The organism is Pseudonocardia sp. WMMC193, assembly GCF_021728735.1.
GTDB lineage: Bacteria > Actinomycetota > Actinomycetes > Mycobacteriales > Pseudonocardiaceae > Pseudonocardia > Pseudonocardia oroxyli.
The window spans coordinates 3,532,029-3,557,631 of the sequence record NZ_JAKKDO010000003.1; the positions used below are offsets into that span (position 1 = coordinate 3,532,029).

Genomic DNA, 25,603 nt, shown 5'->3' on the forward strand with positions numbered 1-25,603 from the left:
GGTCAGCCGCGGTACCACCGCGCGATGGCGGCGATCTCGTCGTCGGCTTCGGGGGCGTTGCCCGCGAGGAACGGGAAGACGTGTTGCATGCCGTCGGCGATCGACAGGGTCACGTCGACCCCGGCGGCCCGCGCCCGGTCCGCCAGCCTGGTCGCGTTGTCGACCAGCGACTCCACCGCTCCGGCGTTCACGTACAGCCTGGGGAAGCCTTCGAAGTCCGCGTAGAGAGGGTTCGCCAACGGGGTCTTCGGGTCGACGAGACCACCGGCGAGCACTCCCGCGATCATTCCCTCGAGCAGCGGGGCGGTGATCAGCGCGTCGGTGGCGTCGTTCGTCACGAGGGTCTCGCCCGCGTTCTCCATGTCGAGCCAGGGCGAGAAGGCGATGACCTGCCCCGGCAGAGGCGCACCCCGCTCGCGCAGCGCGAGCGCGATGGCGACGGCGAGGTTCCCGCCCGCCGAGTCGCCGACGGTCGTGATGTCCGTCGGCGCGACGCCCCGCTCGAGGAGTGCCGAGAACACCGCGACCCCGTCCTCGACCTGGGCCGGGTGTGGGTGCTCGGGCGCCCGGCGGTAGTCGAGGACGAAGGCGGTTACGCCGAGGGCCTTCGCGACGTGCGCGGCCAGCTTGCGGTGGCTGGCGGCGGAGCCGACCGCGAAGCCGCCACCGTGTGTGTAGAGCAACACCTTCGAGGTGTCCGCACCAGCGGGCAGCGCCCAGATGCCCGGCACCCCACCGACGGTCTCCTCGCGGTAGCAGACGTCCTCCGGCTCGCGGGTCGGCTGGTGCCACTCGTCGAAGATGCTGCGGAACAGCCGCATCGTCAGGCCCGGGGTGGTGGCGATGATCTCGGCCCAGTCCGCGTAGAGCGCGCGCAGGGCATCGGACGCGGGTGATGTCTCGACGGCTCGAGATGGTGGCGCCGTTGTCATGTCGGTCCTTTCGGCTCGTCACCGGACCTCCCTCCTCCGCGGAGGAGGGAGGGAGACGACTGTGACCCACGACTCACGATCGTCGGGTGTTCCGATTCGGAACACCGCGAGCGGTCGGTGTCCCGAGACGGGACACGGACGGCTCGCGCGGCCGGCCTAGGGTCGAGGCCACGGGCGACGTCCGGCCGCGGTCCCGACCGGCGTCGGGCGGTCGACCCCACGCTCGGATGACCGACACGGCCGGGAGACGCGATGGGCGACGCAGTCCATGACCTGCCCGTGCTGTCGGACGCCGAGCGCAGCCGTATCCGGCTGCGTCGTGAGGCGCTGGTGAGCGGCGGACCGCTCAGCGCCGCGCCCGGCGCGGCAGGGGTTCCACGACACATCGAGCAGAGCTGGCGTCGCTGTCTCGGGGACGACGTGCCCGTCGGTGTCACCGAGATCGACTTCCGACCGGCCGACGAGGAGCCGTCGCTCCTGCTCCGCGCAGCCGTGCCGGTCCTCGACCGGCTGGCGGCCGGCTTCGGTGACATGCCGGTGGCCATGGTGTTGTCCGACGCGACGGGGCGGATCGTGCTGCGCCACGCCGCGCTCCGGCGCCAGCGCGACGTGATGGACCGGGCCTGCGCCGCCGAGGGATTCGACTTCTCCGAGAGGTCGGTGGGCACGAACGGCATCGGGACCGTGCTCGTGGAGCGTCGGACGGTCCTGGTCCGCGGCCCGGAACACTACAACCCCCTGTTGGAGGGCCTGACCTGCGCCAGCAGCCCGATCTCCGAGCCGGGGACGGGCCGCTTGGTGGGGACCTTCTCCCTCGCGTGCTCCGTCCGCGACGGACATCCCCTGATGACGGTGATGGCGAGCGACACCGCCCGACAGGTCGAGGACAGGCTCCTCGACGACGCGGGCGACCGGCGCCGTGTCCTGATCGAGGCCCACCTGGCCCTCGGCAGCAGCGCAGGCCCGGTCCTCGTCGTCGACGCGCACTCGGTCCTCGCCAACCGACCGGGGCTCCTGCACACCGGGCCGGCCGTACACGGGTTGCTGTGGCCCTTCCTCAGCGAACGCGGCCTCACGCGGCCTCGACGGATGGCGGTGCCGCTCGCCGACGGCCTCCACGAGGCACTGGTCGAGCCCATCCAGAGCGGAGTGGTCCGGGCCTTCTGTGTCAGGTTGTCGGGCCGCACCGGTCCTCGGCCGGTCGACCGGCTGCCACCGGGGGCGGGTGCCGCCGCGCCGCCGACCCGCACGACCACGCCGCGAGCACGGCTCCACGAGCTGCCCGACATCGACCGGCGCCTCGGCGCGGCGGTGCGCCACCGCGAGGTCCTCGCCCTGAGCGGCCCGAGCGGTTCGGGCAAGCTGTGCGTGGCGATGCGGGTCCTGCGCGCGCTCGGGGCGACGGACCCGCTCGTCGTCGAGCCCCACCGCGGGGGCTGGTTCGATGAGGCCGAGGCCGCCGCCGAACGGGGCCGGGGGCTGGTGCTTCGCCGGGTCCACATGCGACCGGCGCCGACCGCGGGCCAGATCGAGGCGCTCGTCGCCCGAGGCGCACCACTCGCACTGACCGCCGACCTCGGCGCGGCGGACGACGCGGTGCTCGGCCTCGTCCGGAGGTTCGCGTCCACGATCGCGCTGCCCGGTCTCTCTCATCGCCGGGAGCACCTGCCGTCCCTGGTTGAAGCGACGCTGGCCGAACTGCCGCCACCGGAGTCGTCGACCCGCTTCTCCCCCGACGTCTGGACAGCCCTCCTGGCCTGGCATTGGCCCGGGAACCTGGCCGAGCTGCACACCACGGTCGTCGCGCTGGCCCGCCGCACGGGCGGCGGGACAGTCGAGATCGACGACCTGCCGGACGAGCTGCGGGTGCGCCGGCCCGCATCGGGGCTGCTGGAATCGGCCGAACGAGAGGCCGTGGCAGAGGCGCTCCGGCAGGCGGGTGGGAACCGGAGCACCGCCGCTCGGGCGCTCGGGGTCGGCCGGAACACCCTCTACCGCAAGATGCGCAGATTCGGGCTCTCGTGATCGCGGTGCCGCCTCGGTGATGAGCCTGTCGCCCACTGTCGGTGGGACGCCCGTCCGATCAGCCGGAGGGCGCCATCCGAGCACACGCCCCGAGGCCCCCACACGGACGAGATGGAGAGCTGATGGCCGGCGCGACTGGACACACCGCGCCGACACGCCGAACAACGGTGAACCGAAGCGGTCGGCGAGGTGGCCGCGCTCGGGGTTCACGCCGCCCACCGCAGCCTGGAGCTCCCGGTAGGGCTCGGGTTCTACCAGCGCCGGATCGTCACCAGCCTCTGCCCAGCGGGCACCGACCGGCTTCGGACGCTGTTCGCTCTCGCCGAGAACTGCCCGATCGACCTCTCGCGGCTGTTCACCCACAGGATGGGGCTGTCGGAGACCGCTCGGGCCTACGACATTCGCTGCGCGGCGCGACGGTGCCGTGAAGATCGCGCTGGTACCGGACTGGGGGTGATGCACCTCGAGGTCGCACGACCGCCTCACCCCCGCGACGAGGGCGCATCAGGCCGTCCTCGTCCGGGCGAGGACCCGGCGGGCCATCGCCACGTGGGCGGCATCGACCATCTGCCCCTCGACCACCGCGACGCCCGCGCTCGCGGCCTCCAGGACGGCACGGGCCCGGGTCACCTCGTCCGGCGACGGGGTGAAGACCTCGTGCGTCACCTCGACCTGCGTCGGGTGCAGGCAGATCTTGCCGTGGTAGCCGAGGTCCCGGGCCTGCTCGGCGTCCGCACGGAACCGCCGCGCGTCACGCACCGCCACCACGGCCTGGTCGATCACGGGCACCGTGGCGAGGTGCGCGGCGAGGCACACCCGGCTGCGGGCGTAGAGCACCTCGGAGCCGCCCGGGGTGCGTCGCCCGCCCATGTCGGCGACCAGGTCCTCGGCACCGAAGTACGCCGCGTCGGGGCCCGCCTCCAGCAGCGGGCGCACGTCGGCGACTCCGCGCGCGCTCTCGATGCCCACGACGACCCGAGCCGACCCCGGCAGCGCCCCGCGGACCCGGTCGAGGTCGCCCACCCGCTCGTACTTGGGCAGCACCAGCCCGTCGACGCGGCCCGCGCCGACGAGAGCGCCCGCCGCGGCCAGGTCGTCGTCGTGCCACGAGGTGCCACGGGCGTTGATCCTGATCAGGACCGTCCCCGCGCCCGGCCGGTCTGCGGTCAGCGCCTCGACGACCGCGACCCGGGCCCGTTCCTTGTCGCTGTGGGCGACGGAGTCCTCGAGATCGACGACGACGGCGTCCGGTCGGCTGCGGACGACCTTCGGCAGCATGTCGACGCGGCCACCGGGGACGAACAGGAGGCTGCGGACGGTGAGCGGCTCATCACCCACGAGGACTCAGGCCCCTGCCGCGGGGCCCGTGGGCCTGCGGTGCATCAGACCGGTGCGCCGGACCCGGCAGACCAGCTCGCCGCGCTGGTTGAACGCCCGGTGCTCGAACACGACCAGCCCCTGGGTCGGGCGCGTTCTCGACGGCCGGGCCTCGACGACCTCGGTCTCCACGCGGACGGTGTCGCCGTGGAAGACGGGCGCGGGGAACGTCGCGTCGTCGAGGCCGAGCTGGGCGACGATGGTCCCCAGCGTCAGCTCCGGCACCGACAGACCCACCACGAGGGCCAGGGTGAACATGCTGTTCACCAGCGGCCTGCCGAACTCCGTGCGGGCGGCGTAGTCGTGGTCGAGGTGTAGCGGCGCCGGGTTCATCGTCATCGTCGTGAAGAGCACGTTGTCGGCCTCGGTGACGGTGCGCCGGGTCGCGTGCCGCACCACCGTCCCGACGGCGAGCTCCTCGAACCACCTCCCGGTGGTGGGACGGTCATCGGGTGACATCGAATCTCCTGCGGGAGTGGAGGCGGAGCTGGGGCCCACCGGACGCGTTCGGTCAGCGGCCGCGTCTGCCGAGAGCCCACGCCCCGGCGAGCGCGCCGACCATCATCGCGCGGTTGCGCCTGGCCGACCGGCTGTCCTCCCGGTCCTCCTTGGTGGAGCGCAGCCGCTGCGCGTCGCCCACCCGGATGGTCAGGTCCTTGTCGATCACGTCGGCGATCAGGGTGCGCGCCGCGTGCGGGGCCTCGGACGCCGCCAGGAGCGACTCGACACCGGTCCGGATCGCCCGGTTCTGCGACAGGAAGTCCCGGGTCATCGCGAACAGGATGCCGTTGAGCTCGTCCTCGAACACCTCGACCATCGACAGGTGGGGGGCTAGGTAGCGGACGCAGCCGTCGATGTTCGCGAACGACTTGGTGATCAACGCGATCATCGGGCTGGTCTGGATGCCGCGCTGGGTGGCGAACCGCAGGACGTTGGTCAGTGAGACACCGAGGTTCAGGTTCTCCATCGAGGCCCCGACGACCGTCGGCAGGTAGCGTGCGACGTCGCCCGAGAAACCGGGAAGGTCGGCCCAGGTCGTGGCCCGGCCCAGCTCGAGCCAGGACCGGGCGAACCCGGCGCCGTCGTTGAGCGACATGTTCAGCAGCAGCAGCGCGAGAGCGGTCGACGTCCGCGTGTCGACCTTGCCGACCATGCCCCAGTCGATGATGTACGCGGGCGACCCGGGCTGGACGAAGATGTTCCCGGGGTGTGGGTCGGCGTGGAAGATGCGGTCGACGAAGAAGCTCCGGTAGCACCAGGCCAGCAGCTGCCGCCCGATCTCGTCGCGTTCGGAGTCGGCGAACATGTCCCGGTTGACGTCGCGGATCGACCGCCCGGAGGCCACCGACTGGACGAGGACCTGCGGGGTCGAGTGCACGACCTCGGGGATGCGCAGCAGGTCGAAGTCCGCGACGGTCGGCCTGCCGTCCTCCATGTTGCTCGCCTCGATGCGGAAGTCGAGCTCCGGTCGCATCGCCGTGAAGATGACCTCGAGGATCGCGTTGAGGTCGAGCACGTCGCTGAACTGCGGCATCCGCTTGGACAGCATCCGGACGGCGCGCTGGAGCACAACCATGTCGTCCTCCATCGCCTCCCGCACGGCCGGGCGCTGGATCTTCAGGACGACGTCCTCGCCGTTGCGCAGCGACGCCTTGTACACCTGCGCCAGCGACGCCGCGCCCAGCGGGCGGTCCGTCTTGATCTCGGCGAACATCTCGCGCCACGAGGCGCCGAGGTTCGCCTCGAGCACCGGCTCGAAGTCGTCGAACGGGCGCACGGTGACCTGCTCGTGCAGATTCTGGAACTCGTCGATCATCGCGGGCGGGCAGAGGTCCGGGCGGGTCGACAACATCTGGCCGACCTTGATGTAGAGCGGCCCCAGATCCTCGAGCGCCTGGCGGACGGCGCGGGCACGGCGCCGCCCGCCGTCGGCGGTCTGGCCGTCGGCGCCCCGCCCCCGACCTACACCCCGCCCCCGACCTACACCCACCATGCCGAGCGCCTCGCCCGCGACGAGTCCGCCCAACACCCTGGCAACCAGGCGCACCCGGTCCCGAGTAGCCATCGTCGGCCCCCCTGGGTCTTCTCAGCCCCTGCGCTGAGATGGATTGCCGCGCCGCAGTAGTGCCTGCTCGGCCTGGAACGTGCGCTCCGCCTCCCCGACGACACCGTCGAGGAACCGCGCGACGTGGTCGTCGAGGATCTGACGCAGCAGGAAGTGCAGCTTGCCGATCATCTTGTGCTCGCAGGTGATGGTGCCCCTGTACTCCACCCGGCAGGAGCCCTCGCCGACGTCGTGGACCGACACCCCGCCCGCGTAGCCGAGAACCAGCTTCGGCACCGTGAGGCTGACCGACACGGTCTCCCCCGTGGAGATCTCGTCGACCGCGGCGCTTCCCGCCAGCTTCCAGGTGACCGGCCCGACGGCCAGCCGCGCGTCGAACGCGGCCACCCGGCCTGCCGAGTCGCACTCGTAGGCCACCACCTCGGGAATCGTGTCGAGGTAGCCGCGCACCGAGGACACCAGCGGCCACAGCCGGCTCGCGGGCACCGCGAACGACCGCTCGGCCGCCGCCTCAATCTGCATCGTCGTCTGTCCTGCTCTGCCAGTGGTCAGCCGGGCGCGGGGACCTCCTGCGCGGGTGCCCCCCGCCCGGCCGGTCGTCGTCGCGCCGCGCCGACCGCGGCGTCAGTATGTCTCCGAGCATCCCCTGGAACATGGTCCGGCCGGCGGACGCGGCCGCGGCCAGACCGCCCGCCAGTCCCGCTCCGATCTGGTCGGCGGCCTCCTTGCGCAGCAGGTCCGCCAGGACCAGGCGAGTGCAGTCGCGTCCCGTGTCGTGGGCGACGGCCTCGAACGTGCCGCCGGTCCGGACATGGTCCGCGAGCTCGGCGAGGTCCATCGGGCGCCGGTCGTCCACGTCGTAGCACGACCCTCCCGGGTCCCGTCGCAACCGTCGGTGCACGCCGCCCATGCCGCCTCCTTCCGCGCAGGCTCAGCCCGACGCGGTGGGTCCCGTCTCGCCCGACGGTTTGCCAGCGGGCGTCCGGGTCTGCTTGGGAGTGGCGCTCGCGGCCGGCGTGGAGGCGGGCTTGGAGGCGGGAGTGGCCGCCGCGGGCGACGCGGCCTTCGGGGCGGGCCTCTGCGACTTCGCCAGCGTGTCGACCTTGGACGACAGCTCGGCGAGCGAGGCCTGGAGCCGGGCCAGGTCCTCGTCGTCCTCCTCGTCCTCCTCGTCCCGGTCGTCGGCTGCTCGCGAGAGGCTCGACCGCGCGTCCGCCTCGAGGTCGCGCCCGCGCTCGATCAGGTCGTCGACGAGGTCCTTGCTGTTGTCCACGACGTCCTGCAGGAACTTGGTCAACGGGGTGGAACGGCGTGCCATGACAGCTCCTTCGATGTCTCCGGCGGGTGGCCCCTGCCGGTCCTCCTGCCGCCTCGCGACGGGCGCGTGGCGCGGCCCCGCTGATCGGCTCAGACCGCGGCGACCGGCATGGCGTCGCTCGAGTGCCCCGGTGCCAGCGAGCTGTTCGGGTCGATCACCACCGCAGCATTGTTCACCGCCGTCGCCACCTCGCCGAAGCCCACGGCGATGAGTTTCACCTTTCCGGGGTACGTCGTGACGTCACCCGCGGCGAAGACACCCGGCAACGAGGTCCTCATGCTCGAGTCGACCTTGATCGAGCGTCCGTCGAGCTCGAGCCCCCAGTCCTTGATCGGGCCGAGGTTCATCAGGAAGCCCAGCGCCGCCACGACAACCTGCGCGGGGAGGACCTCCGGCTCGCTGCCCTTCGCGTGCACCTCGACCCCGCTCACCGCACCGTCTCCCAGCACCGCGTTCACGGTGGCGTCGAGCACCAGCCGACACGAGCTCGACCGCAGCTGCTGCACCGAGTGCTCGTGGGCCCGGAACTGCTGTCGACGGTGGACGAGGGTCACCGACGTGGACCGCGGGAGCGCGGCCAGCGCCCAGTCGACCGCGGAGTCACCGCCGCCGACCACCACCACGTCCTTGCCGTCGAGCACGTCGAGCTTGGGCACGAAGTAGCGCAGCCCGTTGTCGAGGAACGCCTCCGCGTCGCAGGGCAGCGGACGCGGGGTGACCGAGCCGACGCCGCTGGTGATCACGACCGCGCCGGCGTTCACGCGCGTCCCCAGGTCGGTCGTCACCGTCCAGCGCTCGTCTCCGCCGCGCTCGAGCTTCACGGCCTGCTGGCCGAGGAGGTACCGGGGGTCGAACCGCGCGGCCTGCTCGGCGAGCCCGTCGATCAGCGACTGGCCGCGCACCGCGGGCAGCCCGGCGACGTCGTAGATGTTCTTCTCGGGGTAGATGGCGCTGACCTGCCCGCCGAGCTGGGGCTGGGCGTCCAGCACGGCGGTGCGCAGGCCACGGAAGCCCGCGTAGTACGCGCCGAACAGACCGGCCGGGCCTGCCCCGATGAGCAGGAGGTCGACGTCGATGTCGTCGGACATGGTCACGGCTCCCTGGTGGAGGTCAGTCGTCCTTCTGGAAACCCGCGACGAACGCGGTGTCGTCGAGCACGTCCACGTTCGACGAGCCGCCGGGCGAGCCGACCGTCTCGAACTGGGACCGCGCGGACTCCTGGAACGGCCGCCACTCGTCGTCGACCTTCTGGGCCGACACGATCGCCTCCACGGGACACACCGGCTCACAGGCTGCGCAGTCGATGCACTCGGTCGGGTGGATGTAGAGCATCCGCTCGCCCTCGTAGATGCAGTCGACCGGGCACTCCTCGATGCACGACTTGTCCATGACGTCGACGCACGGAGCACCGATCACGAAGGCCATTCCGTCTCCTCTTCACTGTCGCGGTACACGCGGTCGGGGCCGGCGGCACCGGCCCCGACCGCACGTGGGACTCAGGCGGGGACCGCCAGAGCCTCCTTGATCTTGTCCTCGTCCTCGCTGCCGAACTTGTCCTCCATGTCCATCGGAGAGTAGTCCTCGTCGATGGCGTACACGTCCTGGCCGCGAGCGCTCTCGATAGAGGTCAGCCTACGGTTGACCTTGTCGAGAGCGTAGTCGCTCATCTCGTCGATGCTGATGCCGAAGGGCGTCTCGCGGCCCTCGTTCTCGAACTGGTCGAACAGCGCGACGATCAGCTGCAGGGCCGGCGGGAGCAGCTCCTGCATGCGCTCGTCGACGACCTCCCAGTTCTTGTCGTCGGCGGCGACGTGGCGGCGGCACGTGAACGTGCCCCACGCCATGTGGCGGCGCTCGTCGTCTCCGATCAGCTTGATGAGCTTCTGCATGCCCGGCAGGATGCCCCGGCTGGCGCACACCCGCGCCCACGCGAAGTAGCCGGTCAGTGCCAGCGTGCCCTCGACGACGTGGTTGTAGGTGACCGACGCGCGGATCTGGTTGGCGGGCGACGGGTCCTCGAGCAGCGCGAACAGCGAGTTCGGCAGCTCCTGCTTGAAGATCGTGTCGTACGCCGAGCTGTACTCGACGTTCGAGTGCAGGTCGGCCGACTGGCCGATCGCGTTGAACCACATGCGGAAGGACTGCATGTGCTTCGCCTCTTCGAAGATGAACTGGGTGAGGTAGGACTCGTCGCCGAGCCTGCCCTCCGCGGCCATCGCCGCGCAGAAGGGCTGCAGGTCCTGGGTGACCGACTCCTCACCTGCCATGAACTGGGACGCGAGCACGAGCGTCATGCGCCGCTCGTCGTCGGTCATCGCCGCGAAGTCGGCCGCGTCCTGCGAGAAGTCGATCTCGGCCGGGTTCCAGAACTTCTTGTTGCCCTTGGCGAAGAGCTTCATCGGGAACGAGTCGAGACGCAGGCCGGACTCGGTGAGGCTGCCCCAGCCGGTGCGGTTGTTGTGTGCGATCACGCGATCGATGGGCATGGGTGGCTCCTAATCTCGTGGTGGTCGGTGACGTCCAGTGGGCTCAGTAGCGGATGAGTCCTCGGATGTTGCGTCCGGCCCGCATGTCGGCGTATCCCTCGTTGACCTGGTCGAGGGTGTACTCGCGGGTGATCAGCTCGTCGAGCTTGAGCTGGCCCGAGTTGTAGAGGCCCAGCAGCTCCGGCACGTCGTGCTGGGCGTTCGACGAGCCGTACAGGGCGCCCTTGATCTGCTTCTCGTAGAGCGTGAGCTCCAGCAGCGAGCCCGTCATCTGCTGCTCCTCGGGGTGGCCGATCGCCGTGACGACGACCCGGCCGCGCTTGCCCACCAGCCCGAGCGCCGGGCCGATGTAGCTGCCCTCGGCGACGTCGGTCGTGATCACGCACGCGTCGGCCAGCCTGCCGCGGGTGAGCTCGCTGACGACCTCCCACGCCGCGTCGGCGGACTCGGCGGTGTGCGTCGCCCCGAACTCCACCGCACGCTCGCGCTTGTACGCGACCGGGTCGACGGCAACGATCGTCTTCGCGCCCGCGATGCGGGCGCCCTGGATCGCGTTCATGCCGATACCGCCCGCGCCCAGCACCACGACCGTGTCTCCGGCGCGGATGTCCGCGGCGCGGACCGTGCTGCCGTACCCGGTCGTCACGCCGCAGCCGATCAGCGCGGCCTTGTCCAGCGCCGTGCCCTCGTCCACCTTCACGACCGAGGCCACCGGCACCACGGTGTACTCGGAGAACGTGCCGAGCAGGCACATCTGCCCGATGTCCTCGCCCCGGGCGTGGAACCGGTGCGTCCCGTCGAGCTGCGGGCCCATCATGACCGCCGCGCCGAGCTCGCACAGGTTGGTCAGCCCGCGGGCGCAGTAGGAGCAGCGACCACAGGAGGGCAGGAAGGTGAGGACGACCGGGTCGCCCTCCTCGAGGTCGGTGACGTTCTCGCCGACCTCGACGATGCGACCTGCACCTTCGTGACCGCCCACGACGGGGAGCGGGAAGGGCAGATCGCCGGTGATCAGATGCTCGTCAGAGTGGCACAGTCCGCTCGCGGTGAGCTTGACCAGCACCTCGCCGGGACCAGGCGGGTCGAGGTCGATCTCCTCGACCTCCCACTTCTGGCCCAGGCCCCAGAGAACAGCGGCCTTCGTCTTCATCCGTGAGTCTCCTCGTCGTCGAGCGAACCTGTGCACACAGTCACATGGTGTCATCTCGCCGTCATCGGACCTTCCGCGCCTGCGATGGCACGCAGGGGCCGGCCCACGCCGTCGTTCGGCCCTCACGGACCCCCTCGCACGACAAGGCACGCCGCTACGATCCGCGACATGTCAACGCCATCTGAGGTGACGCAGCCGACGCCGAGGTCGGCGGGCCGCATTCCCGCCACGCTCTGGGCCGCGGGGGCCGCCTTCACAGTGTTCGCGGTGGTCACCGCTCTGTTCGCCGCCGAGTTCTTCGGCCAGACCTCGGCCAACCCGGAGGCAGAACGGGTCGAGGGAGCGCTGGGCGCCGGGGTCGTGAGCGGGCCGCCCGCCATGGCCACCGGCGGCGTGCTCGGAGTGTTCGTGACGATCGCGGTCCTCGGTGCTCTCGTGATGCTGCTCGCGGGCCGCGCGTGGGCGCGCATGGCGCTCGTGGGCCTAGGCGCCTTCGGGCTGGTCGTCCTCGCATGGGGTGCCACGTGGCATGTGTTCGTCGCGGCCGCGGTGCTCCTCGTGGGGACAGTGGCCCTCATGACCCCCTCTGCGCACCGGCACGTGCAGGGTCGATGATCACGGTCGGCCCACGCCAGGGCTGGGACCGGAGGGACGTGGCGAACGTGGTCCGAGAGCGCCCGGACGCGCTCGTCGTCCTGGCCATCCGGGTGTGCGTCGCCGCGTCCCTGCTGGCGCTCGCACTGCTGCCGGTTCCCGTGGCCGAACGCTTCCGCCCGGCGCTGCTGGTCACCGTGGTCGTCGCACTCGCCTACGCCGGCGGGCTCGTGGTGATCCGGCTGGTGGTCGCCCGGTCGCCGAAGGCCTGGGTCGTCAGCCTCGCCGACTCCCTGCTGACCCTGTTGGCGTGCGCCCTGACCGGGGGGACCGCCAGTCTCGCGGTCGCGGCCCTGCCCCTGGTCGTGATCGCCGCCAGCCTGCGGGTCGAGAAGAACTGGGGCGTCGGGCTGGCCGCCACGCTCGGCCTCACGCTGACCGCGTCCGGGCTCGCGGGCGCTTCCGCCGCGGACGTCGGCGACGTCCTGGTCCGCGGCGGCTGGTGGACCTTCTACCTCGTCGCGACCGCGCTGCTGGTCAGCGTGTTCCTGCGCAGGATCCGCCGCGGGTACGAGCTCACCGCCGAGACCCGAGCGGAGGCGATCGCGGAGCGGCACGCGCTCGAGGCGGAGCGAGACCTGCGGTCGAGGCTGCTCACCGCCCAGAACGCCCGGCTGGACGGGCTGCGGGTGATCCTGCACGAGTTCCGGACGCCGGTGGCCTCCATCTCGGCCCTCGCCCGCAGCGCGGAGCGGCGAGACGACGCCTCCGACGACCCCATGCTCGGCCTGATCAGCGCGAATGCCCGGCACCTCGAGGACATGCTCAACGGGCTGGCCGATGTCGCGCTCGCCGACGGCAACCCGACCGGGCGGGTGCGTGACCGGACGGTCCGGCTCGCCGACCTGGCCGCGAGCGTGATCAGCGCGGCGGGGCTCGCCCCTGCCGAGTCCTCCTGGTCGGTCGGGCCGCCCGACGCGACGGTCGTGTGTGACCCGCAGCGCCTGCGGCGCATCCTGGTCAACCTCACCGAGAACGCTCGCCGACACGGTGGCGGGGCCGTGGAGCTCGACCTGTCGCGCCGGGAGAACGCGCTGGTGGTCGAGGTACGCGACCGCGGTCCCGGGTTGCCGGACGACCAGCTCGGCGTGGTGACGAGCCTCTACACCAGCCTCGGGGACCGGCGCGGCACGAGCGGTCTGGGCCTGTGGATCGTCCAGGAGCTGACGACCGCGATGGACGGCATCCTCACCTTGCGCAAGCGATCCGGCGGCGGACTCGTGGCACACCTGCGGCTGCCCGTCCGATGGGTGTGAGCGGGGTTCTGCGAGGTGGTCAGAGCACCGGGGGGAGCAGGCCCTCCTGCGCCGCCCGGGCGGCGGTCTCGGCGCGAGTGCGGGTGCCGAGCTTGCGCATCGTCCGGGAGAGGTACTCCTTGACGGTGTGCGGCGACAGGTGCAGTCTCGCCCCGATCTCGCGGTTCGACAGCCCCTCGGCCACCAGCCGCAGGATCGCGACGTCCGACTCGGTGAGGGGTCTCGGCCGATCCCCGAGCACGGCCGATACCAGCCGGGCGTCGATGACGAGCTGACCTCCCGCGACGCGGCGCAGCCCCTCGCACAGCTCACCCGACGACGCGTCCTTGAGGAAGTAGCCCGTCGCACCGGCGTCCACCGCAGCGGCGACGGCCGCCCTGTCCTCGAAGCTCGTGAGCACGGCGACCCTCGTCTGTGGTCGCAGGCTCCGGATCGCGCGCACGAGATCGGTGCCGGACTCGGCGCCGAGCCGCAGGTCCACCACACACAGCTCGACCTCGGAGCCACGCAGGAACTCCTGCGCCGACTCCGCGTCCCGGAAGGACGCCAGAACGGGGATGCCCTCCCGGACGAGGGCCCGCTCCAGTCCCTCCAGGACGATCTCGTGGTCGTCAACGAGGACCGCCCGGGGTCCGGGGGGCACGGGCGGAGCGCTCACCACACGGTCAGGGCGAGCGCCGCGAGGGCCAGCGCCGGGCCCACCACCTGACACGTCCGTGCGCCGCGGCGAAGCGTCCGCTCACGGCTGTGCCTCGTCTGCTCGGGCAGGCTCGCCGGGACGAGGGCCCCGGCGTTGCGAACCCCCCACGTCCCGATCAGCAGCGCGATGACCCCCAGCAGCACCGAACCACCGACGTTCACGAACACCGGGATCATCGCGCCGGCTCGGTCGGGGTCAAGGTCGACGGGACCGCGTCCGGGTCGGCAGGGCGGTAGGCGTCGGCGTACTCGACGTCGGCGTCCTGGATACGGGCGCCGAGCCAGTCCTTCCACACCGCGAGGGTCCGCTCGACCTGCAGCGCCTGCTTGAGGCCCGCGGCCACCTGGTCGAGGCTCGCGGGCACGAACGGGGTGACCCCGTCGACCCGACCCACGTTCCACCCGTGCTCGCCCTGCACCGGTCCGTAGAACGCGCCGGGGGCGACGGCGAAGGCCGCCTCGCCCACCGAGGCCTCCAGCTCGCCCTTCGCGACGTCGCCGAGCGCCCCGCCCTTGTCCCTCGTGCTGGCGTCGAGGCTGGCGCCCGCGGCCACGGTCTCGATCGGGGCCCCCGACCGGAGCTGGTCGAGCGCGGCCTGTGCCGCCGCCTGGTCCTTCACCACGATGTTGCGCAGGCTGCGCCGCTCCGGGGTGCCGAGGGTGGCTCGCCGCTCGTCGTAGGCAGCCTCGACGTCGTCGTCGGTGACGGTGATCGTGCCGACCACCTTCGTCATGAGGGCACTCACCGTGAGCTGCCTGCGGACCTCGTCGCGCACGGCCGCCTCCGACGTTCCCACGTTGCCCAGCGCCGTGACGAACGCGGCGCGGCCGTCGGTGCCGAACTGCTGCTCGATGTAGCGGTCGAGGGTGTCGCTGACCTGCTTGTCGGCAACCACGACCTGATCGGCCGCCGCGGCGTCGTCGAGGATGTCGCTCAGCGCCACCGACTTCGCGACGTCGCGGCGGAAGGCGTCGGCCTCTGCGGGGTCCTGCGGCTCCTCCACTCCGTAGAGCGCGCGCAGGGCGTCGATCCGCTGGTCGAGCTGGTCGACGGTGGTCACCTGGCCCGCATAGCGGAAGGCGGCGTCCTCGGGCAGTGCGGTGACGCGCCACCACGCGAGGGTCCCGGCACCGGCGAGGAGCACCACGGCCAGGACCGCCGCGACGATCCGCCCGCGCGCCGGGGTCGGCACCCGTGGCGGCCACCAGCTCCGTGTCGTGGCGGCGTCCGCGTCGTCCACCGTGTCCGCGGCATCGGCGCCGTCCAGCGTGTCCACTGCGTCCGAGGTCTCGGTGGGGTCGGCGTGGTCGGTCGCACCATCGCCGTCCTCACCCGTTGCTCCCGTCTCGACGGTTTCGGCCGTCTCGGCGCCCGGGACGTCGTCGACGCCGTGCGGCTCCGCCGTGTGCTGTCGGTGCATCAGTGCACTCCCACCAGATCGGGTTCGCGCTTTTCGTCGTCCAACGCGCGAGCGGGCCCGAGGGTACGGGCGAGCCACTCCGTCAGCAGGGCCGCGCCGAGCGCGACCGCCACCGACAGGGCCAGCAGCAGCCCGAACTGCGCGACGACGGTCAGCTGGGAAAGGGTCAGGACCGCGTAGCCGGTGGCGCACGCGGCCGCGGCGAGCAGGACGGCCCGGCGCAGCCCGCGGTCCCCGCGACGCGCGGCGTCGAGCAGCAGGACGGTGAACTCGCAGCCGACGGCAGCGGTCAGCGACCCGAGTGCGACGGTGACGGGGGTGAGACCGGTACCGGTGAGCCACAGCAACAGCAGCCCGACGCCGGTCGCCACCGCGGCGGAGGCTCCCGCCCACACCGCGTCCACGCGCCGGCGCAGGCCGAGGGCGAGCACGGCGGCCGCCACCACGATCCCCAGGATGTTGGCCAGGTAGCGGTCGGCGGAGACGTCCTCGTAGGCCGACACCGCGACCATCGGCAGACCGGTGAGCTCCACGGAGGTCCCGGGTGGCGGCGGTGGGAGTGTGGCGAGGACGGAGTCGCGCAGGTCGCGCAGCTCCTCGGCGTCGCTGAGCCGGGTCCCGAAGGTCATCACCGCCAACGAGCGGTCCGAGTTGACCACGCTGCCCGTCAGGTACGGCGGCAGCAGACGCAGCGCGGCGTCGACCTGCTCGGCGGTGGGGGCGGCGCCGAGGAACGACATCATGGACGGCGGCGACACGACGGGCCGGATCCGGTCCCCCTCGGCGGCGACCACGGCGTTCTGCGCCTCGGTCATCCAGCTCATCACCTCCGGCGTGGCCACCCCGCCGCCGGACACCGCGATGGTGAACTCACCGCCCGACCCCAGCACGTTCTCGACGTGCTCGGCGTCGTCGAGCGCCGACAGGCCGCCCGCGAAGCCCTGGAGGTCGGCGTGCAGCTCGAGGCTCGGCAGCAAGGCCCATCCGGCCCCGGCGAGCAGCACCGCGGCGGCACCGGCGACCAGCCTGGTGCGCAGGGGCACACCACGGCCCCCCGGGACCGCAGTCGCCTGCGGTGGCTCGGGGCTGCCTGCCCGCCGGGCCAGCACGAGCCCGGACCCGACCGCCACGAGGATTCCGATCCCCAGTGTGATGCCGAGGTCCCGCACGGTCGGGACGGGGCTCGTCGCGAGGCTGGCGAAGCTGGCGGCCGTGGCGGCCCCGACGACGACCACCAGCCGCCGGGAGGCCCGTCGGGTCAGGTAGGTCGTGAAGTCGCTGCCCACCCCGATGAGCACCGGCAGGAACGCGATGACGCCGAGCGACAGCGGTTGTCCGGCCCAGCCGAAGCCCGCCAGGGTCACCGCCGTGCCGATCCCGGTGGCGGCCAGCGGCAGCAGCCGCTCGCGCCTGCCGGTCCACCGCACGGCGAGGTAGCACGCTCCCACCGCGGCCAGGGCGACGGCACCGAGCAAGGGCACCTCCGTGCGCACGCGGTCGCCCAGCGCCGCCGCGATCGCCGGGACCCCGGACACCGTCGCCCGCGTGTCCGGGCCGAGGTCGCTGGCGTCGACCTGCTCGCGGACGTGGGCGACCAGCTGCTCGAGGCCGGCCTGGTCGAGGTCCTGGCGCGGGCGGACGAGGACCGCGGCGGACCCGGGGCCGGGCACCACGAAGCGCCACTGCGGACGAGGGTCGCCGGCCTCGTCGAACACGACGTTGCCGACGAACCGGTCGTTGCGCAGCGTCGGCAGCCCCGTCGGCAGACCCTGGACCAGGAGCGGGCCGTAGCGCCGGTCGAAGTCGTCGGTGGCCGCCCTGGCGGCCGCCGCGACCCCGGCCGCGTCGGCTCCCGCCTGCTGGGCCCGCTGCGCCGCGGCGGACGCGAGCCCGTCGCGGTAGCCGCTCAGCTCGGCCAGCAGGTCCTGCGAGCGACCGGCGACCTGGTTCAGCACGGTCGCCGGCCCGTAGGTCGCCGCGACGTCGGGGAGCCGGGCGAGCCTTCCCTCGAGGTCGAGGAGCTTCGGCAGGGTCGCGCTGGACAGCAGCGCGCGGGGCTGGTCCTGCTCCAGGAGCACGACGACGGGGTCCCCGCCGAACGCGGAGCCCACCTCCTGCAGTGCCAGGGCACTCGGGTCGTCCGGCGCGACGAACGAGTCCGTCCCCGCGTCGATGTGGAGGCGGAGCAGCCCGCCGACCACGACGGCCGCGAGGGCGACCAGCAGCACACCGCCGCCCACCGCCTTCCAGCCGAGCGCTCTGCGCCGCGACCGGACTGCGGTCGTCGCGGCGCGCAGCGCCTTCCGGACACGGCCGGGGGGGCGTGGCGTCGTCGCCGCGCGCTGTCTGTCGGTCATCTGCGGGGAGCCCATCGGACGAACGGATGCGTCCCGGCCCACCCCGGGGAGGGGGCGGGACCGGGACGCCTTGTCGGTCAGTTCGGCTGCGGTTCCTCCTGGATGCGGGGGTACTCGCCGTCGAAGCTGCGCCGTGGATCGGAGTTGGCGCCGGCCTCCGGGTACGGGTTCCACTTCTCCAACGGACCGAACTGGGTGTTCAGCGGCTGGTTCACCGACTTCTCGTTCACCACCACGAAGGCCCGAAGCGCACTGCCGTTCCCGTCACCGGAGACACCGAGCGTCTGGCTCAGACCCGCGAACCACAGTGCGGTGTCCTTGCCGTACGGCCGAAGGTAGCCCAGGGTCGGGTTCAGGTCCGAGAGGTTGATCTGCAGCGTGGGGATGAGCTGTCGGGTCGCGTCGCTGAACGGCTGAACACGCGTCAGGGTGTCCGGTGCGCGGTCGAGCGTCTCGTCGAGCGGTTGCACGAGGCCGCGCAGGTCGGCCGACGTCGCCGGAAGCTCCTGCAGCGCCGCCGACAGATCCGGGGCGGCGGTGTCGAGGTTGCGCGCCACCGGCGCGAGCGACTCCGACAGCGTGGTCAGGCTGGTGCTCGCGGTCTTGGCCGTGTCGAGCACGCCGGGCAGCTTGCGCATCACCGCCTCCAGGTCGGCGCGGTTCTCCGACACCGCCCCGGTCAGGTTGCCCGCGTCCTGCACGAGGTCCGCGATGCGACCCTGGCCGGTGTCGAGCGCGCGCAGCAGCGCGGTCGTGTTGCCGGTGACCGCCGCGAGGTCCTGCGACTGCTCCGCGAGGGCGGAGAGCGCCGTGCCGCCTTCGCGGCCGAGCTCTCCGAGCCCGCCCATGGTGGCGGAGATGTCGTCCTTCGACCCCTCCGTCGCGCTGCTCAGCGAGCGGACCGTCGAACCGAGCGCCTCACGGGTCGGCTCGTCCAGGCTCGTCAGCACGTCGTCGAGCTGGACGCTCGGCCGGGCCGCGTCGGCGGGCATGGTCGCGCCCTCCGCGTACACGGCACCGGAGCCGTCCGCGACGTCGGCGTAGGTCTCCTCGATGAGCGTCTTGTTGCGGATGGTCACCGTCGCGCCCTCGTGCAGCGGCGCGTAGGCGGGGTCGATGTCGAGCGTCACCTGGGCGTCGCCGCCCTCGATGGAGACCGCCGAGACCCTGCCGATCCTGACACCGGCCTGCCGGACGTCGGAGTTCGGGACCAGGTTGTCGACGTCCTTCATCGCGAGGGACACGGTGTAGCCCTGCTTGGTGAGCAGCGGGATGGTCCCGCCCGCGTTCGACCAGAGGTAGCCGAGCACGAGCACGCAGAACGCGACGAACAGGGCGACCATGACACTTCGGGCGACGGGGAGGACGGAGACGGGGATACGCATCGTCGCCTACCGGGGGGTCGGGGTCGCGAGACCCTGGAGCGGGAGCGGGAGGGTGGTCGGCGAGACCTGGAGCAGCCCGCGGAGGATGCCGCGGTTGGCATCCCGGAGGCTGACGACCGAGTTCGTGTTGTACACGAAGGCCTGGAGGTCGGTGAGGTAGGGCAGCGCGGCCGAGGTGACGGGGTCGAGCTGCTCGGAGATCGGGATCAGGTCGCCGAGTGCGCCGTTGACGTCCACCAACGCGGGCCGCAGGTCCCCGACGACCGGGCGGGCCTTCGCCAGCACCGGTGAGAGGACGTCGAGCGTGGTGTCGAGCGTGCCGACCGAGTCCTCGACCCGGGACAGCGCGGCGGGCAGCCGGTCGCTGGCCGCGCGCACGTTGCCCAGGGCCGGGTCGAGCTCGCCGGCGAGGTCGGTCACCCCCCGCATGGCGGCGTCGAGCTGGGTGTTGAGGTCCGGCAGCTGTGCCAGCGACGAGTCCAGGGCCGGGTTCTGCCGGTCCAGCACGGTCAGGGTCTGCTGCAGGTTGGTGGCCAGCCTGCTGATCCGCTCGTTGTCCCCGCCGACGGCGGTGGACACCTGGCTCAGCGCGGTCACCAGCTGGGCGATCTTGTCGCGGCGGGTGTCGAGCTGGTCCACCACCGGCTTGAGGTCCTCGAGCACCTGCTGGGTGTTCGTCAACCCCTCGGGGAGGGTCTGGGGGGCGTTGGCCAGCGCCGTGTCGGACTCCGACAGCAGGCTGGTCAGGGCGAACCGCGTGTTGTCGTCGAGGTGCGAGAGCACCTCGTCGACCTGCACCGGCTTCTGCGAGCTCCCGACGGGGAGGACGGCGTCCTCCCCCAGCGGGTTGCCGGGCGGACCGCCCGGGTTGAGCTCGACGTACATCTCGTTCAGCGGGCTCTTGGGCCGCAGCACCACCGTGGCGTTGTCGTACACCGGGTGGTCGCCCTGCACCGCGAGCTCGAGCCGGGCGTGGCCGTCCTCGTCGACGGACGCGCCGCGGATGTCGCCGACCGTGATGCCGGCGATCCGCACCTCCTGGCCGTTGCCGGGGCTGATGGCAGGCGCCGACTCGAACGTCGCGAAGAAGACCTGGTCGTCGGCCCACGGCGGGTTGAAGCGCTGGTTGGCCAGGATCACCCCGCCGACGGTCAGGCCGAGCAGCAGCAGGACTGCCATGATCGCGACGTTCCGGAACAGGCCCGGCTCGCTGCGGGTGCGCTCCCACGACCGGGCCAGGCGGCCCTTCGTGGCGGACGTGCCGCTCATCGCTGGATCTCCTTGAAGTTCGCGAGGTTCGCGAACAGCTGCTCGACGCTGACGCCGGGCAGGCCCGCGACGGTGCCGCCGTTGACGCCGGGGTTGAAGCCGATCACCGCACCGTTCTCGTCGGTGAGGGCCGACGCGCTGTCCAGGTTGGTCACCATGTGAGCGAGCTCCTGGTAGAGCGGGTTGTCGCCGCCTCCGCCCTCGTAGGGTCCGGTGCCCTGGAACGGGCCGTTCACGGTGTCGAGCACCGGCCCGTTGACCCGGTCGAGGACCGGGCCGTGCAGGTTGTCCAGCACGGTGGTCAGGCCCGAGCTGGCCGGCACCAGGTCGTCCACGAGCGGACGGGCGTCGACCAGCACGCCGCGAAGGTCGTTGACCACCGGGCGGGCCTTGGCCAGCACCGGGTCGGTGCGGCCCAGCAGCGAGTCCAGCTGCTCGACCGAGGCCTGGGCCGGGCCCGCGGTCTCCCGGAGCTGGCCGAGGGTTCCGTCGAGGCTCTTCAGCCCGGCGTCGGTCTGGCGCAGGGTCTCCGGGAGACCACCGAGGGCTGTCGAGATGTCACCCCCGCGCCGGTCCAGCGTGGCGGAGAGGGTGTCGAGGCCGGACACGACCGAGTCGAGCTCGCCGTCGTGCTCCGCGAGCGCCTGCGAGGTGGACTCCAGGCCACGCACCAGTTCGGTCAGGTCGACCTCCGGCCGCGTGCCTCGGACGGACTCGAGCACACCGCCTGCCGGACCGAGGGTCGCGGGCGCGGTCGCGGTCAGTTCCTTGAGCGCGTCGCCGCCGCCCTCGGCGAGGGTCTGGTCGAGGTTGCCCGTGCTGTTCTGGAGCCCGCGCAGAGCGTCGGGCTGCAGGGCCGCGGCGACCTTGTCCAGCTCCACCGGCACCGCGGTGCGGTCGAGCGGGATCTCGCCCTCCCAGGTGCCGGGCGGGCCGCCCGGCACGATCTCCAGGTAGTAGCCGCCGCCCAGCAGGGTCGTCGGCCGGATCTCGGCCGACGGGGTCGTGCCGACGCGGTCGGTCGTGCCGTGGTCCACCTTCATCGTGACGAGGGCGGTGCCGTCGTCCTGCTGCTCGACGTCGACCACCTTGCCCACCGGGACCCCGGCGACCTTGACGCGCGTCGTGTAGTTCTGCAGGCCGTACTGCTGCGGGAAGTTCGCCGTGACCGTCTCGCCCGGGGTGAGCGTGGTGATGATCCGGTCCTTGCCGAACAGCGCCGCGCCGAACACCAGGCCGATCAGGGTGACCAGGATCCCGATGCGGATCGGGGTGAACACCGGACGCGAGCGTCCTGTCGTCGTGCTCATCGCCTGCCTCCGATGATGGGCAGCGGCTTGCGGTCCTGCTCGAGCTCCCCCGGGGCGGGGTCGCCGTTGCGGGCCACGGTCGGGTCCGGCACCGGCAGGATGCCGCTGACGGTCTCGGGAGCGACGATCGGGAAGAAGCGCAGCCAGTGGCCCGCCGCGTCACCGTCGCCCAGCGCGCTGGTGGCGTTGGTGAAGAAGTGGGAGATCTCCGGCGAGAACGGCGCCACGTCGGCGAGCATCGGGGCCGCGTCCCGCAGGGTCTGGACGAGCCGCGGGGTGAGCGGCCTCGCGTCGGTCATCAGGCCGGTGAGCTCCTCGACCGCGGGCTCGGCCTGGTCGGCCACGCCCGGGACCTTGTCGAGCGGGGTCACGGCCTCGCGGAGGACGCCGCGCACGTCGGGAGTGGCCTGGCCCAGCGCCTCGGCGCCGGGGCGGACCACCGTGACCGCGGAGCGGGTGTCGGCCAGCACCGGGGTCAGGTCGTCGAGCGCCGTCTGCGCCTCGCGCAGGGTGTCCGGGGCCTTCTGCAAGGTCTCGTCGAAGGGCTTCGCCCCGTCCACGGCCACGCCGTCGAGGGTCGAGCTGAGGTTCGTCATGAGTGTCGCGATCTCCTCCTGGCGACCTTCGAAGCGCCCGGCGAGGGCGTCCGCCGACCGGAGCAGCGCGGTCAGGTCGCGCCCACCGTCCGTGGTCAGCGCGGTCGACACCGCGCCGAGGTCCGGCAGCATGGTCGGTGCGGCGTTGAGCGCGTCGTTGAGGTCCTGCGAGTGACCGGCCAGGCCGCCGCCGGTCTCGCGCAGCGTCGAGCCCAGCGCGGTGCGGGTCGACTCGTCGAACACGTTGAAGAGGTCGCTCACCTCCTGGGCGCCGCGGTTGACCCGCTCGGGGATCACGCCGCCCGCGTCGAGTGCGCCCGCCGAGGCGGTGCCCGGGTCCAGGTCGACGAACTTCTGGCCGAGCGCCGAGCGCGCGCCCACGGACGCGGTCGAGGCGCTGGAGTCCTTGTAGATCGGTCGTTCGCCGTCGAGCTTGAGGCTGACGACGGCCCGGCCGTCCACGTAGTCGACGGAGTCCACGGAGCCGACTCGCGAGCTCGCCACCCGCACGTCGTCACCGACACGCAGCGACCCCACCTCGCCGAACGCCGCCTTGACCATCGTCGTCGGCGCGCCGGGGAGCCCGTACTGCGCGCGGAACGCGAACAGTACCGACACCACGAACAGCACCAGCACGATCAGGCCGATGAGGGCCGAGAGCCCTCGCGAGCCCAGCGCCTTGCGCATCGCGCTCATCGATTCCCTCCGAGAAGGTAGCCGACCATGCCCTGCTCCTGTTCAGGCGACAGTCCCGTCGCGTCGGGTCCGGCCCCGGAGTCCTGCGGGGCGGGGGCCTGCAGCAGGCCACCCGCGACCGGAGGTGCCGCGGCCGTGCCGGGGACGTCGCTGCCGGGCTGCTGCCCCCCGACGGCGGGCGGCGTGGGCAGGATCTGGGGCAGTGCTCCCTGCGGCAGCAACCCGCCCGCGATGTCCGGGTTCACGATGATGTGCGCCCGGAAGTAGTGGGAGATGCCGTCGTGGCCGTTGGTCGTCATCGCCCAGTACCGGATGAAGTTCAGGACGTTGTCGAGGTTCCCGTTCAGGTCGTCGACGACCGGGCGGGCGGACGCCGATGCGGCTCGCAGGTCCGGAGACCCGGTCCGCAGGTCGGCGGCCACGGGCTGGGCCTGGTCGAGCAGCGCCTGCGCCTTCTCCAGGACCGGCTGCGCGTTCGCCAGGGCGGGGTCGAGCGAGTCGGCGAAGGTGTTCAGCTCGTCGGAGATCGCCGACAGGTTCTCGGTGACCGGGCGGATCGAGCGCAGCGTCGGCGTGGTCTCCTGGGCGGTGCCGGCGAGCTCGCCGAGCGCCGACCGCGCGGAGCCGAGCGCCCCGGGCAGCTGCCCCAGGGTCTGGTCGAGCTGCTGTTGCTGGGCCGCGCTGGCGGCCAGCAGGCGGTCGGTCGAGGCGACCAGCGTGTCGAGCGACTTGCCGTTGTCGGTGGCGAGCGCCCCGGCGACCGGTTGGACCTTGTCGACCAGGCTGCCCAGCAGGGCGTTCTGGTCGGCGAGGACCGAGGTCAGCGCCTGGGTGTCGCGCATCGCGGGCGCGAGCTCCTTCAGGGCGGCGTCGACGTCGCCTCCGTTGTCGCGCAGGCCGTCCCCGAGTGTGGTGACCAGGAAGGCCAGCGACTCGCCCGTGGGCTGGTCGACGGTGTTGAGGATCTCGTCGAGCCCGACGTTGACCCCGGTCTGGCTCGTGGGGATCGTCGCGCCGTCGGTGAGCGCGTTCCCCGACGGGGTCCCGCGCTCGAGGTCCACGTACCGCTCGCCGAGGAGGCTGACGGGCCGGATGACGACCCGCGCGTCGCTGTAGACGGGGAGGGCGGCCGGGTCGAGCGAGAGGACGATGTCGGCCCGGCCGTCGCGGACCGATGTCTCCGCGACCGTGCCGACGACGACGCCGTCGATCTTGACGTCGTTCCCGGTCAGGATCGGCCCGGAGTCGGTGAACTCGGCGACCAGGGTCATCCCGCGGCTCGCCGGGTTCTCGCTCGCGGCGCCGCTCATCGCGCCGGTCGTGCCGAGCGCGGCGACCAGGACCACGCCCAGGACACGCAGCACTGAGCTCTTCATCGCATTCCCTCCCCGAAGGCGTCGGTCCACGGCTGGTCGACGAGCGAGCCGGGCAGCGGAGCGAGGTCCTTCGTGGTGCCCGGCGGGAGTACGCCCGGGTTCACGTTGACGTTCTCGGCGCCGGCGGTCACGTAGATGCGGGCGTAGTGGCCGTTGCCGTCGTAGTTGGCGTTGGCGGAGTTCCAGTTGGTGAGGAAGCCCGCGAGCTCGGGGCTGTACGGACGCAGGTAGTCCAGCGCCGGCGTCAGCCCGGTGAAGGTGGTGTTCAGCTCGGGCACCGTCGTGGCGCCGAGGTCGAGCAGGCCGGGGGTCTCCTGTAGCAGCCTCGATGCGGAGACCAGGGTGGGCCGCAGGTCACCGATCGCGGGCCGCAGGTCGGCCAGGAGCGGGCGGAGGTTGCCGGAGACCGAGGGGAGCTTCTCGGTGGCGGGCTCCAGCGCCTGCAGCAGCGGCACCGCCGCGTCGACGGTGTCCGGCACGTTGCCCAAGGTCGTGACCGCCTGGTCGAGGGTGCCCGGAAGCTGCTTGAGGGTGTCGCCGAGCGCCTGGCGCTGCGCGACGACCTGGTCGACCGCGCCGCCGAGCTGGTCCACCACGCGGGCGACGTCGTTGTCCCGGCGGGCCAGGATCTCCATGGTGCGGTTCAGCTGGGTGACCAGCTGCTTCACGGCCTCGCCGTCGGTCCCGATCCCGCGCAGCACGTCGCCGAGCGCGCCGACCGCCGGGCCTGCCGTCTTGAGCGTGCCGTTGATGTCCGGCTCGCTGCCCGCGAGGGTCTCGTTCAGGTTCCGGGTCAGGGAGTTGAGCTTGTCCCGCGTCGGCGCGTCGAGGGCCGCGAGCACGGTGTCGAGCTCGACCGGGGACTGCTGGGTCCCGGTGATCATGCCGCCGGAGGGGATCTCGGCGTTGCCGTCGGGACCGTCGGTGATGTTGACGAGCCGCTCACCCAGCAGCGCCTTCCAGGTGACGCTCACCTGGGCGCCGTCGTGGAGCGGCGCGTGGTCGCCGTCGAGGTCGAGGACGAGCTTCGCCTTGCCGCCGACGACCTCGATGGCATCGACGGTGCCGGCGTCGAAGCCGTTGACCTTCACGAGGCTGCCGACGATGATGTTGGTCGCGTTGTCGAGCACGACGCTGACCCGGTAGGGCCCGTTGACGGCCATGAAGCCGGCCGCCGAGGTGCTGAGCACCACGACCGCCGCCGTCAGGGCGAGCAGGACTCTGCGCATGG

At 72.2% G+C, this 25,603-nt stretch carries 24 protein-coding genes; 3 read left to right on the forward strand and 21 right to left on the reverse strand.

Going from position 1 to position 25,603, the window contains the following annotated elements; all coding sequences use genetic code 11:
• Positions 1-2: 2 nt before the first annotated feature.
• On the reverse strand, positions 3-932 hold the full coding sequence (locus tag L3X23_RS18205) for an alpha/beta hydrolase (protein WP_237193321.1): 930 nt from the start codon (positions 930-932) through the stop codon (positions 3-5).
• Between the two features lie 252 nt (positions 933-1,184).
• Between L3X23_RS18205 and L3X23_RS18210 the strand changes: the two genes are divergently transcribed.
• Positions 1,185-2,957 (forward strand): sigma-54-dependent Fis family transcriptional regulator, encoded by a 1,773-nt coding sequence (locus L3X23_RS18210; RefSeq protein ID WP_237193322.1) that lies wholly within the window; start codon positions 1,185-1,187, stop codon positions 2,955-2,957.
• Between the two features lie 504 nt (positions 2,958-3,461).
• Here L3X23_RS18210 and L3X23_RS18215 read toward each other — a convergent pair.
• The 10 genes from L3X23_RS18215 to L3X23_RS18260 all read right to left on the reverse strand — a co-directional run bounded on the left by L3X23_RS18215 (position 3,462) and on the right by L3X23_RS18260 (position 11,353).
• Positions 3,462-4,295, reverse strand: a complete 834-nt coding sequence (locus L3X23_RS18215) for a CoA ester lyase (protein WP_237193323.1) — start codon at positions 4,293-4,295, stop codon at positions 3,462-3,464.
• Positions 4,296-4,301: 6 nt separating this feature from the next.
• Positions 4,302-4,793 carry a MaoC family dehydratase gene (locus L3X23_RS18220; protein ID WP_237193324.1) on the reverse strand — a complete coding sequence of 164 codons (492 nt, stop codon included), beginning with the start codon at positions 4,791-4,793 and terminating at the stop codon, positions 4,302-4,304.
• Positions 4,794-4,845: 52 nt separating this feature from the next.
• On the reverse strand, positions 4,846-6,399 hold the full coding sequence (locus tag L3X23_RS18225; protein WP_237193325.1) for an AarF/ABC1/UbiB kinase family protein: 1,554 nt from the start codon (positions 6,397-6,399) through the stop codon (positions 4,846-4,848).
• Between the two features lie 21 nt (positions 6,400-6,420).
• On the reverse strand, positions 6,421-6,921 hold the full coding sequence (locus L3X23_RS18230; protein ID WP_237193326.1) for an SRPBCC family protein: 501 nt from the start codon (positions 6,919-6,921) through the stop codon (positions 6,421-6,423).
• Entirely contained in the window at positions 6,911-7,309 is a 399-nt protein-coding gene (locus L3X23_RS18235) for a hypothetical protein (protein WP_237193327.1), read from the reverse strand. The genes L3X23_RS18230 and L3X23_RS18235 overlap by 11 nt, the downstream gene beginning before the upstream one ends.
• A gap of 21 nt (positions 7,310-7,330) precedes the next feature.
• On the reverse strand, positions 7,331-7,717 hold the full coding sequence (locus L3X23_RS18240) for a hypothetical protein (RefSeq protein ID WP_237193328.1): 387 nt from the start codon (positions 7,715-7,717) through the stop codon (positions 7,331-7,333).
• An 89-nt stretch (positions 7,718-7,806) separates the two neighbouring features.
• The gene (locus tag L3X23_RS18245; RefSeq protein ID WP_237193329.1) at positions 7,807-8,805 is read right to left on the reverse strand and encodes an NAD(P)/FAD-dependent oxidoreductase; all 999 of its coding nucleotides are present in this window, start codon (positions 8,803-8,805) and stop codon (positions 7,807-7,809) included.
• 22 nt (positions 8,806-8,827) lie between these two features.
• Complete coding sequence (gene fdxA / locus L3X23_RS18250; RefSeq protein ID WP_237193330.1) at positions 8,828-9,142, reverse strand: ferredoxin; 315 nt, start codon at positions 9,140-9,142, stop codon at positions 8,828-8,830.
• A 71-nt stretch (positions 9,143-9,213) separates the two neighbouring features.
• Positions 9,214-10,203 (reverse strand): R2-like ligand-binding oxidase, encoded by a 990-nt coding sequence (locus tag L3X23_RS18255; RefSeq protein WP_237193331.1) that lies wholly within the window; start codon positions 10,201-10,203, stop codon positions 9,214-9,216.
• A 43-nt stretch (positions 10,204-10,246) separates the two neighbouring features.
• On the reverse strand, positions 10,247-11,353 hold the full coding sequence (locus L3X23_RS18260) for an NDMA-dependent alcohol dehydrogenase (RefSeq protein WP_237193332.1): 1,107 nt from the start codon (positions 11,351-11,353) through the stop codon (positions 10,247-10,249).
• Positions 11,354-11,521: 168 nt separating this feature from the next.
• On the opposite strand from L3X23_RS18260, the gene L3X23_RS18265 reads away from it, so the two are divergent.
• Both L3X23_RS18265 and L3X23_RS18270 read left to right on the forward strand, forming a co-directional pair.
• Positions 11,522-11,968, forward strand: coding sequence for a hypothetical protein (locus L3X23_RS18265; RefSeq protein WP_237193333.1), 447 nt, complete (start codon positions 11,522-11,524; stop codon positions 11,966-11,968).
• The gene (locus L3X23_RS18270) at positions 11,965-13,263 is read left to right on the forward strand and encodes a sensor histidine kinase KdpD (RefSeq protein ID WP_237193334.1); all 1,299 of its coding nucleotides are present in this window, start codon (positions 11,965-11,967) and stop codon (positions 13,261-13,263) included. The genes L3X23_RS18265 and L3X23_RS18270 overlap by 4 nt, the downstream gene beginning before the upstream one ends.
• Before the next feature lie 19 nt (positions 13,264-13,282).
• Here the strand turns inward: L3X23_RS18270 and L3X23_RS36225 are convergent, their stop codons facing one another.
• The 10 genes from L3X23_RS36225 to L3X23_RS18320 form a co-directional block, all read right to left on the reverse strand.
• Complete coding sequence (locus L3X23_RS36225) at positions 13,283-13,906, reverse strand: response regulator transcription factor (RefSeq protein ID WP_237193335.1); 624 nt, start codon at positions 13,904-13,906, stop codon at positions 13,283-13,285.
• Between the two features lie 11 nt (positions 13,907-13,917).
• Entirely contained in the window at positions 13,918-14,139 is a 222-nt protein-coding gene (locus L3X23_RS18280; protein ID WP_237193336.1) for a hypothetical protein, read from the reverse strand.
• Positions 14,136-15,383 (reverse strand): peptidyl-prolyl cis-trans isomerase, encoded by a 1,248-nt coding sequence (locus L3X23_RS18285; protein ID WP_237193337.1) that lies wholly within the window; start codon positions 15,381-15,383, stop codon positions 14,136-14,138. Before L3X23_RS18285 ends, L3X23_RS18280 begins: the two co-directional genes overlap by 4 nt.
• On the reverse strand, positions 15,383-17,740 hold the full coding sequence (locus tag L3X23_RS18290) for an RND transporter (protein ID WP_237193338.1): 2,358 nt from the start codon (positions 17,738-17,740) through the stop codon (positions 15,383-15,385). The genes L3X23_RS18285 and L3X23_RS18290 overlap by 1 nt, the downstream gene beginning before the upstream one ends.
• Before the next feature lie 77 nt (positions 17,741-17,817).
• Entirely contained in the window at positions 17,818-19,125 is a 1,308-nt protein-coding gene (locus L3X23_RS18295; protein ID WP_237193339.1) for an MlaD family protein, read from the reverse strand.
• A 6-nt stretch (positions 19,126-19,131) separates the two neighbouring features.
• On the reverse strand, positions 19,132-20,394 hold the full coding sequence (locus L3X23_RS18300) for an MlaD family protein (protein ID WP_237193340.1): 1,263 nt from the start codon (positions 20,392-20,394) through the stop codon (positions 19,132-19,134).
• Positions 20,391-21,704, reverse strand: a complete 1,314-nt coding sequence (locus tag L3X23_RS18305; protein WP_237193341.1) for an MlaD family protein — start codon at positions 21,702-21,704, stop codon at positions 20,391-20,393. The genes L3X23_RS18300 and L3X23_RS18305 overlap by 4 nt, the downstream gene beginning before the upstream one ends.
• Positions 21,701-22,996: an MlaD family protein gene (locus tag L3X23_RS18310; RefSeq protein ID WP_237193342.1), complete on the reverse strand. Its 1,296-nt coding sequence runs from the start codon at positions 22,994-22,996 to the stop codon at positions 21,701-21,703. The genes L3X23_RS18305 and L3X23_RS18310 overlap by 4 nt, the downstream gene beginning before the upstream one ends.
• Positions 22,993-24,372, reverse strand: a complete 1,380-nt coding sequence (locus L3X23_RS18315) for an MlaD family protein (protein WP_237193343.1) — start codon at positions 24,370-24,372, stop codon at positions 22,993-22,995. Before L3X23_RS18315 ends, L3X23_RS18310 begins: the two co-directional genes overlap by 4 nt.
• On the reverse strand, positions 24,369-25,601 hold the full coding sequence (locus L3X23_RS18320; protein ID WP_237193344.1) for an MlaD family protein: 1,233 nt from the start codon (positions 25,599-25,601) through the stop codon (positions 24,369-24,371). The genes L3X23_RS18315 and L3X23_RS18320 overlap by 4 nt, the downstream gene beginning before the upstream one ends.
• Between the last annotated feature and the right edge of the window lie 2 nt (positions 25,602-25,603).

What these genes read in the sequence shown, in the direction of transcription:
- L3X23_RS18280 (WP_237193336.1), bottom strand. Translation starts at nt 14,139, where the DNA reads ATGATCCCGGTGTTCGTGAACGTCGGTGGTTCGGTGCTGCTGGGGGTC.
- L3X23_RS18320 (WP_237193344.1), bottom strand. Translation starts at nt 25,601, where the DNA reads ATGCGCAGAGTCCTGCTCGCCCTGACGGCGGCGGTCGTGGTGCTCAGC.
- L3X23_RS18300 (WP_237193340.1), bottom strand. Translation starts at nt 20,394, where the DNA reads ATGAGCGGCACGTCCGCCACGAAGGGCCGCCTGGCCCGGTCGTGGGAG.
- L3X23_RS18255 (WP_237193331.1), bottom strand. Translation starts at nt 10,203, where the DNA reads ATGCCCATCGATCGCGTGATCGCACACAACAACCGCACCGGCTGGGGC.
- L3X23_RS18260 (WP_237193332.1), bottom strand. Translation starts at nt 11,353, where the DNA reads ATGAAGACGAAGGCCGCTGTTCTCTGGGGCCTGGGCCAGAAGTGGGAG.
- fdxA (WP_237193330.1), bottom strand. Translation starts at nt 9,142, where the DNA reads ATGGCCTTCGTGATCGGTGCTCCGTGCGTCGACGTCATGGACAAGTCG.
- L3X23_RS18265 (WP_237193333.1), top strand. Translation starts at nt 11,522, where the DNA reads ATGTCAACGCCATCTGAGGTGACGCAGCCGACGCCGAGGTCGGCGGGC.
- L3X23_RS18225 (WP_237193325.1), bottom strand. Translation starts at nt 6,399, where the DNA reads ATGGCTACTCGGGACCGGGTGCGCCTGGTTGCCAGGGTGTTGGGCGGA.
- L3X23_RS18240 (WP_237193328.1), bottom strand. Translation starts at nt 7,717, where the DNA reads ATGGCACGCCGTTCCACCCCGTTGACCAAGTTCCTGCAGGACGTCGTG.
- L3X23_RS18230 (WP_237193326.1), bottom strand. Translation starts at nt 6,921, where the DNA reads ATGCAGATTGAGGCGGCGGCCGAGCGGTCGTTCGCGGTGCCCGCGAGC.
- L3X23_RS18270 (WP_237193334.1), top strand. Translation starts at nt 11,965, where the DNA reads ATGATCACGGTCGGCCCACGCCAGGGCTGGGACCGGAGGGACGTGGCG.
- L3X23_RS18245 (WP_237193329.1), bottom strand. Translation starts at nt 8,805, where the DNA reads ATGTCCGACGACATCGACGTCGACCTCCTGCTCATCGGGGCAGGCCCG.
- L3X23_RS18285 (WP_237193337.1), bottom strand. Translation starts at nt 15,383, where the DNA reads ATGCACCGACAGCACACGGCGGAGCCGCACGGCGTCGACGACGTCCCG.
- L3X23_RS18210 (WP_237193322.1), top strand. Translation starts at nt 1,185, where the DNA reads ATGGGCGACGCAGTCCATGACCTGCCCGTGCTGTCGGACGCCGAGCGC.
- L3X23_RS18310 (WP_237193342.1), bottom strand. Translation starts at nt 22,996, where the DNA reads ATGAGCGCGATGCGCAAGGCGCTGGGCTCGCGAGGGCTCTCGGCCCTC.
- L3X23_RS18290 (WP_237193338.1), bottom strand. Translation starts at nt 17,740, where the DNA reads ATGACCGACAGACAGCGCGCGGCGACGACGCCACGCCCCCCCGGCCGT.
- L3X23_RS18205 (WP_237193321.1), bottom strand. Translation starts at nt 932, where the DNA reads ATGACAACGGCGCCACCATCTCGAGCCGTCGAGACATCACCCGCGTCC.
- L3X23_RS18295 (WP_237193339.1), bottom strand. Translation starts at nt 19,125, where the DNA reads ATGCGTATCCCCGTCTCCGTCCTCCCCGTCGCCCGAAGTGTCATGGTC.
- L3X23_RS18235 (WP_237193327.1), bottom strand. Translation starts at nt 7,309, where the DNA reads ATGGGCGGCGTGCACCGACGGTTGCGACGGGACCCGGGAGGGTCGTGC.
- L3X23_RS18305 (WP_237193341.1), bottom strand. Translation starts at nt 21,704, where the DNA reads ATGAGCACGACGACAGGACGCTCGCGTCCGGTGTTCACCCCGATCCGC.
- L3X23_RS18220 (WP_237193324.1), bottom strand. Translation starts at nt 4,793, where the DNA reads ATGTCACCCGATGACCGTCCCACCACCGGGAGGTGGTTCGAGGAGCTC.
- L3X23_RS18315 (WP_237193343.1), bottom strand. Translation starts at nt 24,372, where the DNA reads ATGAAGAGCTCAGTGCTGCGTGTCCTGGGCGTGGTCCTGGTCGCCGCG.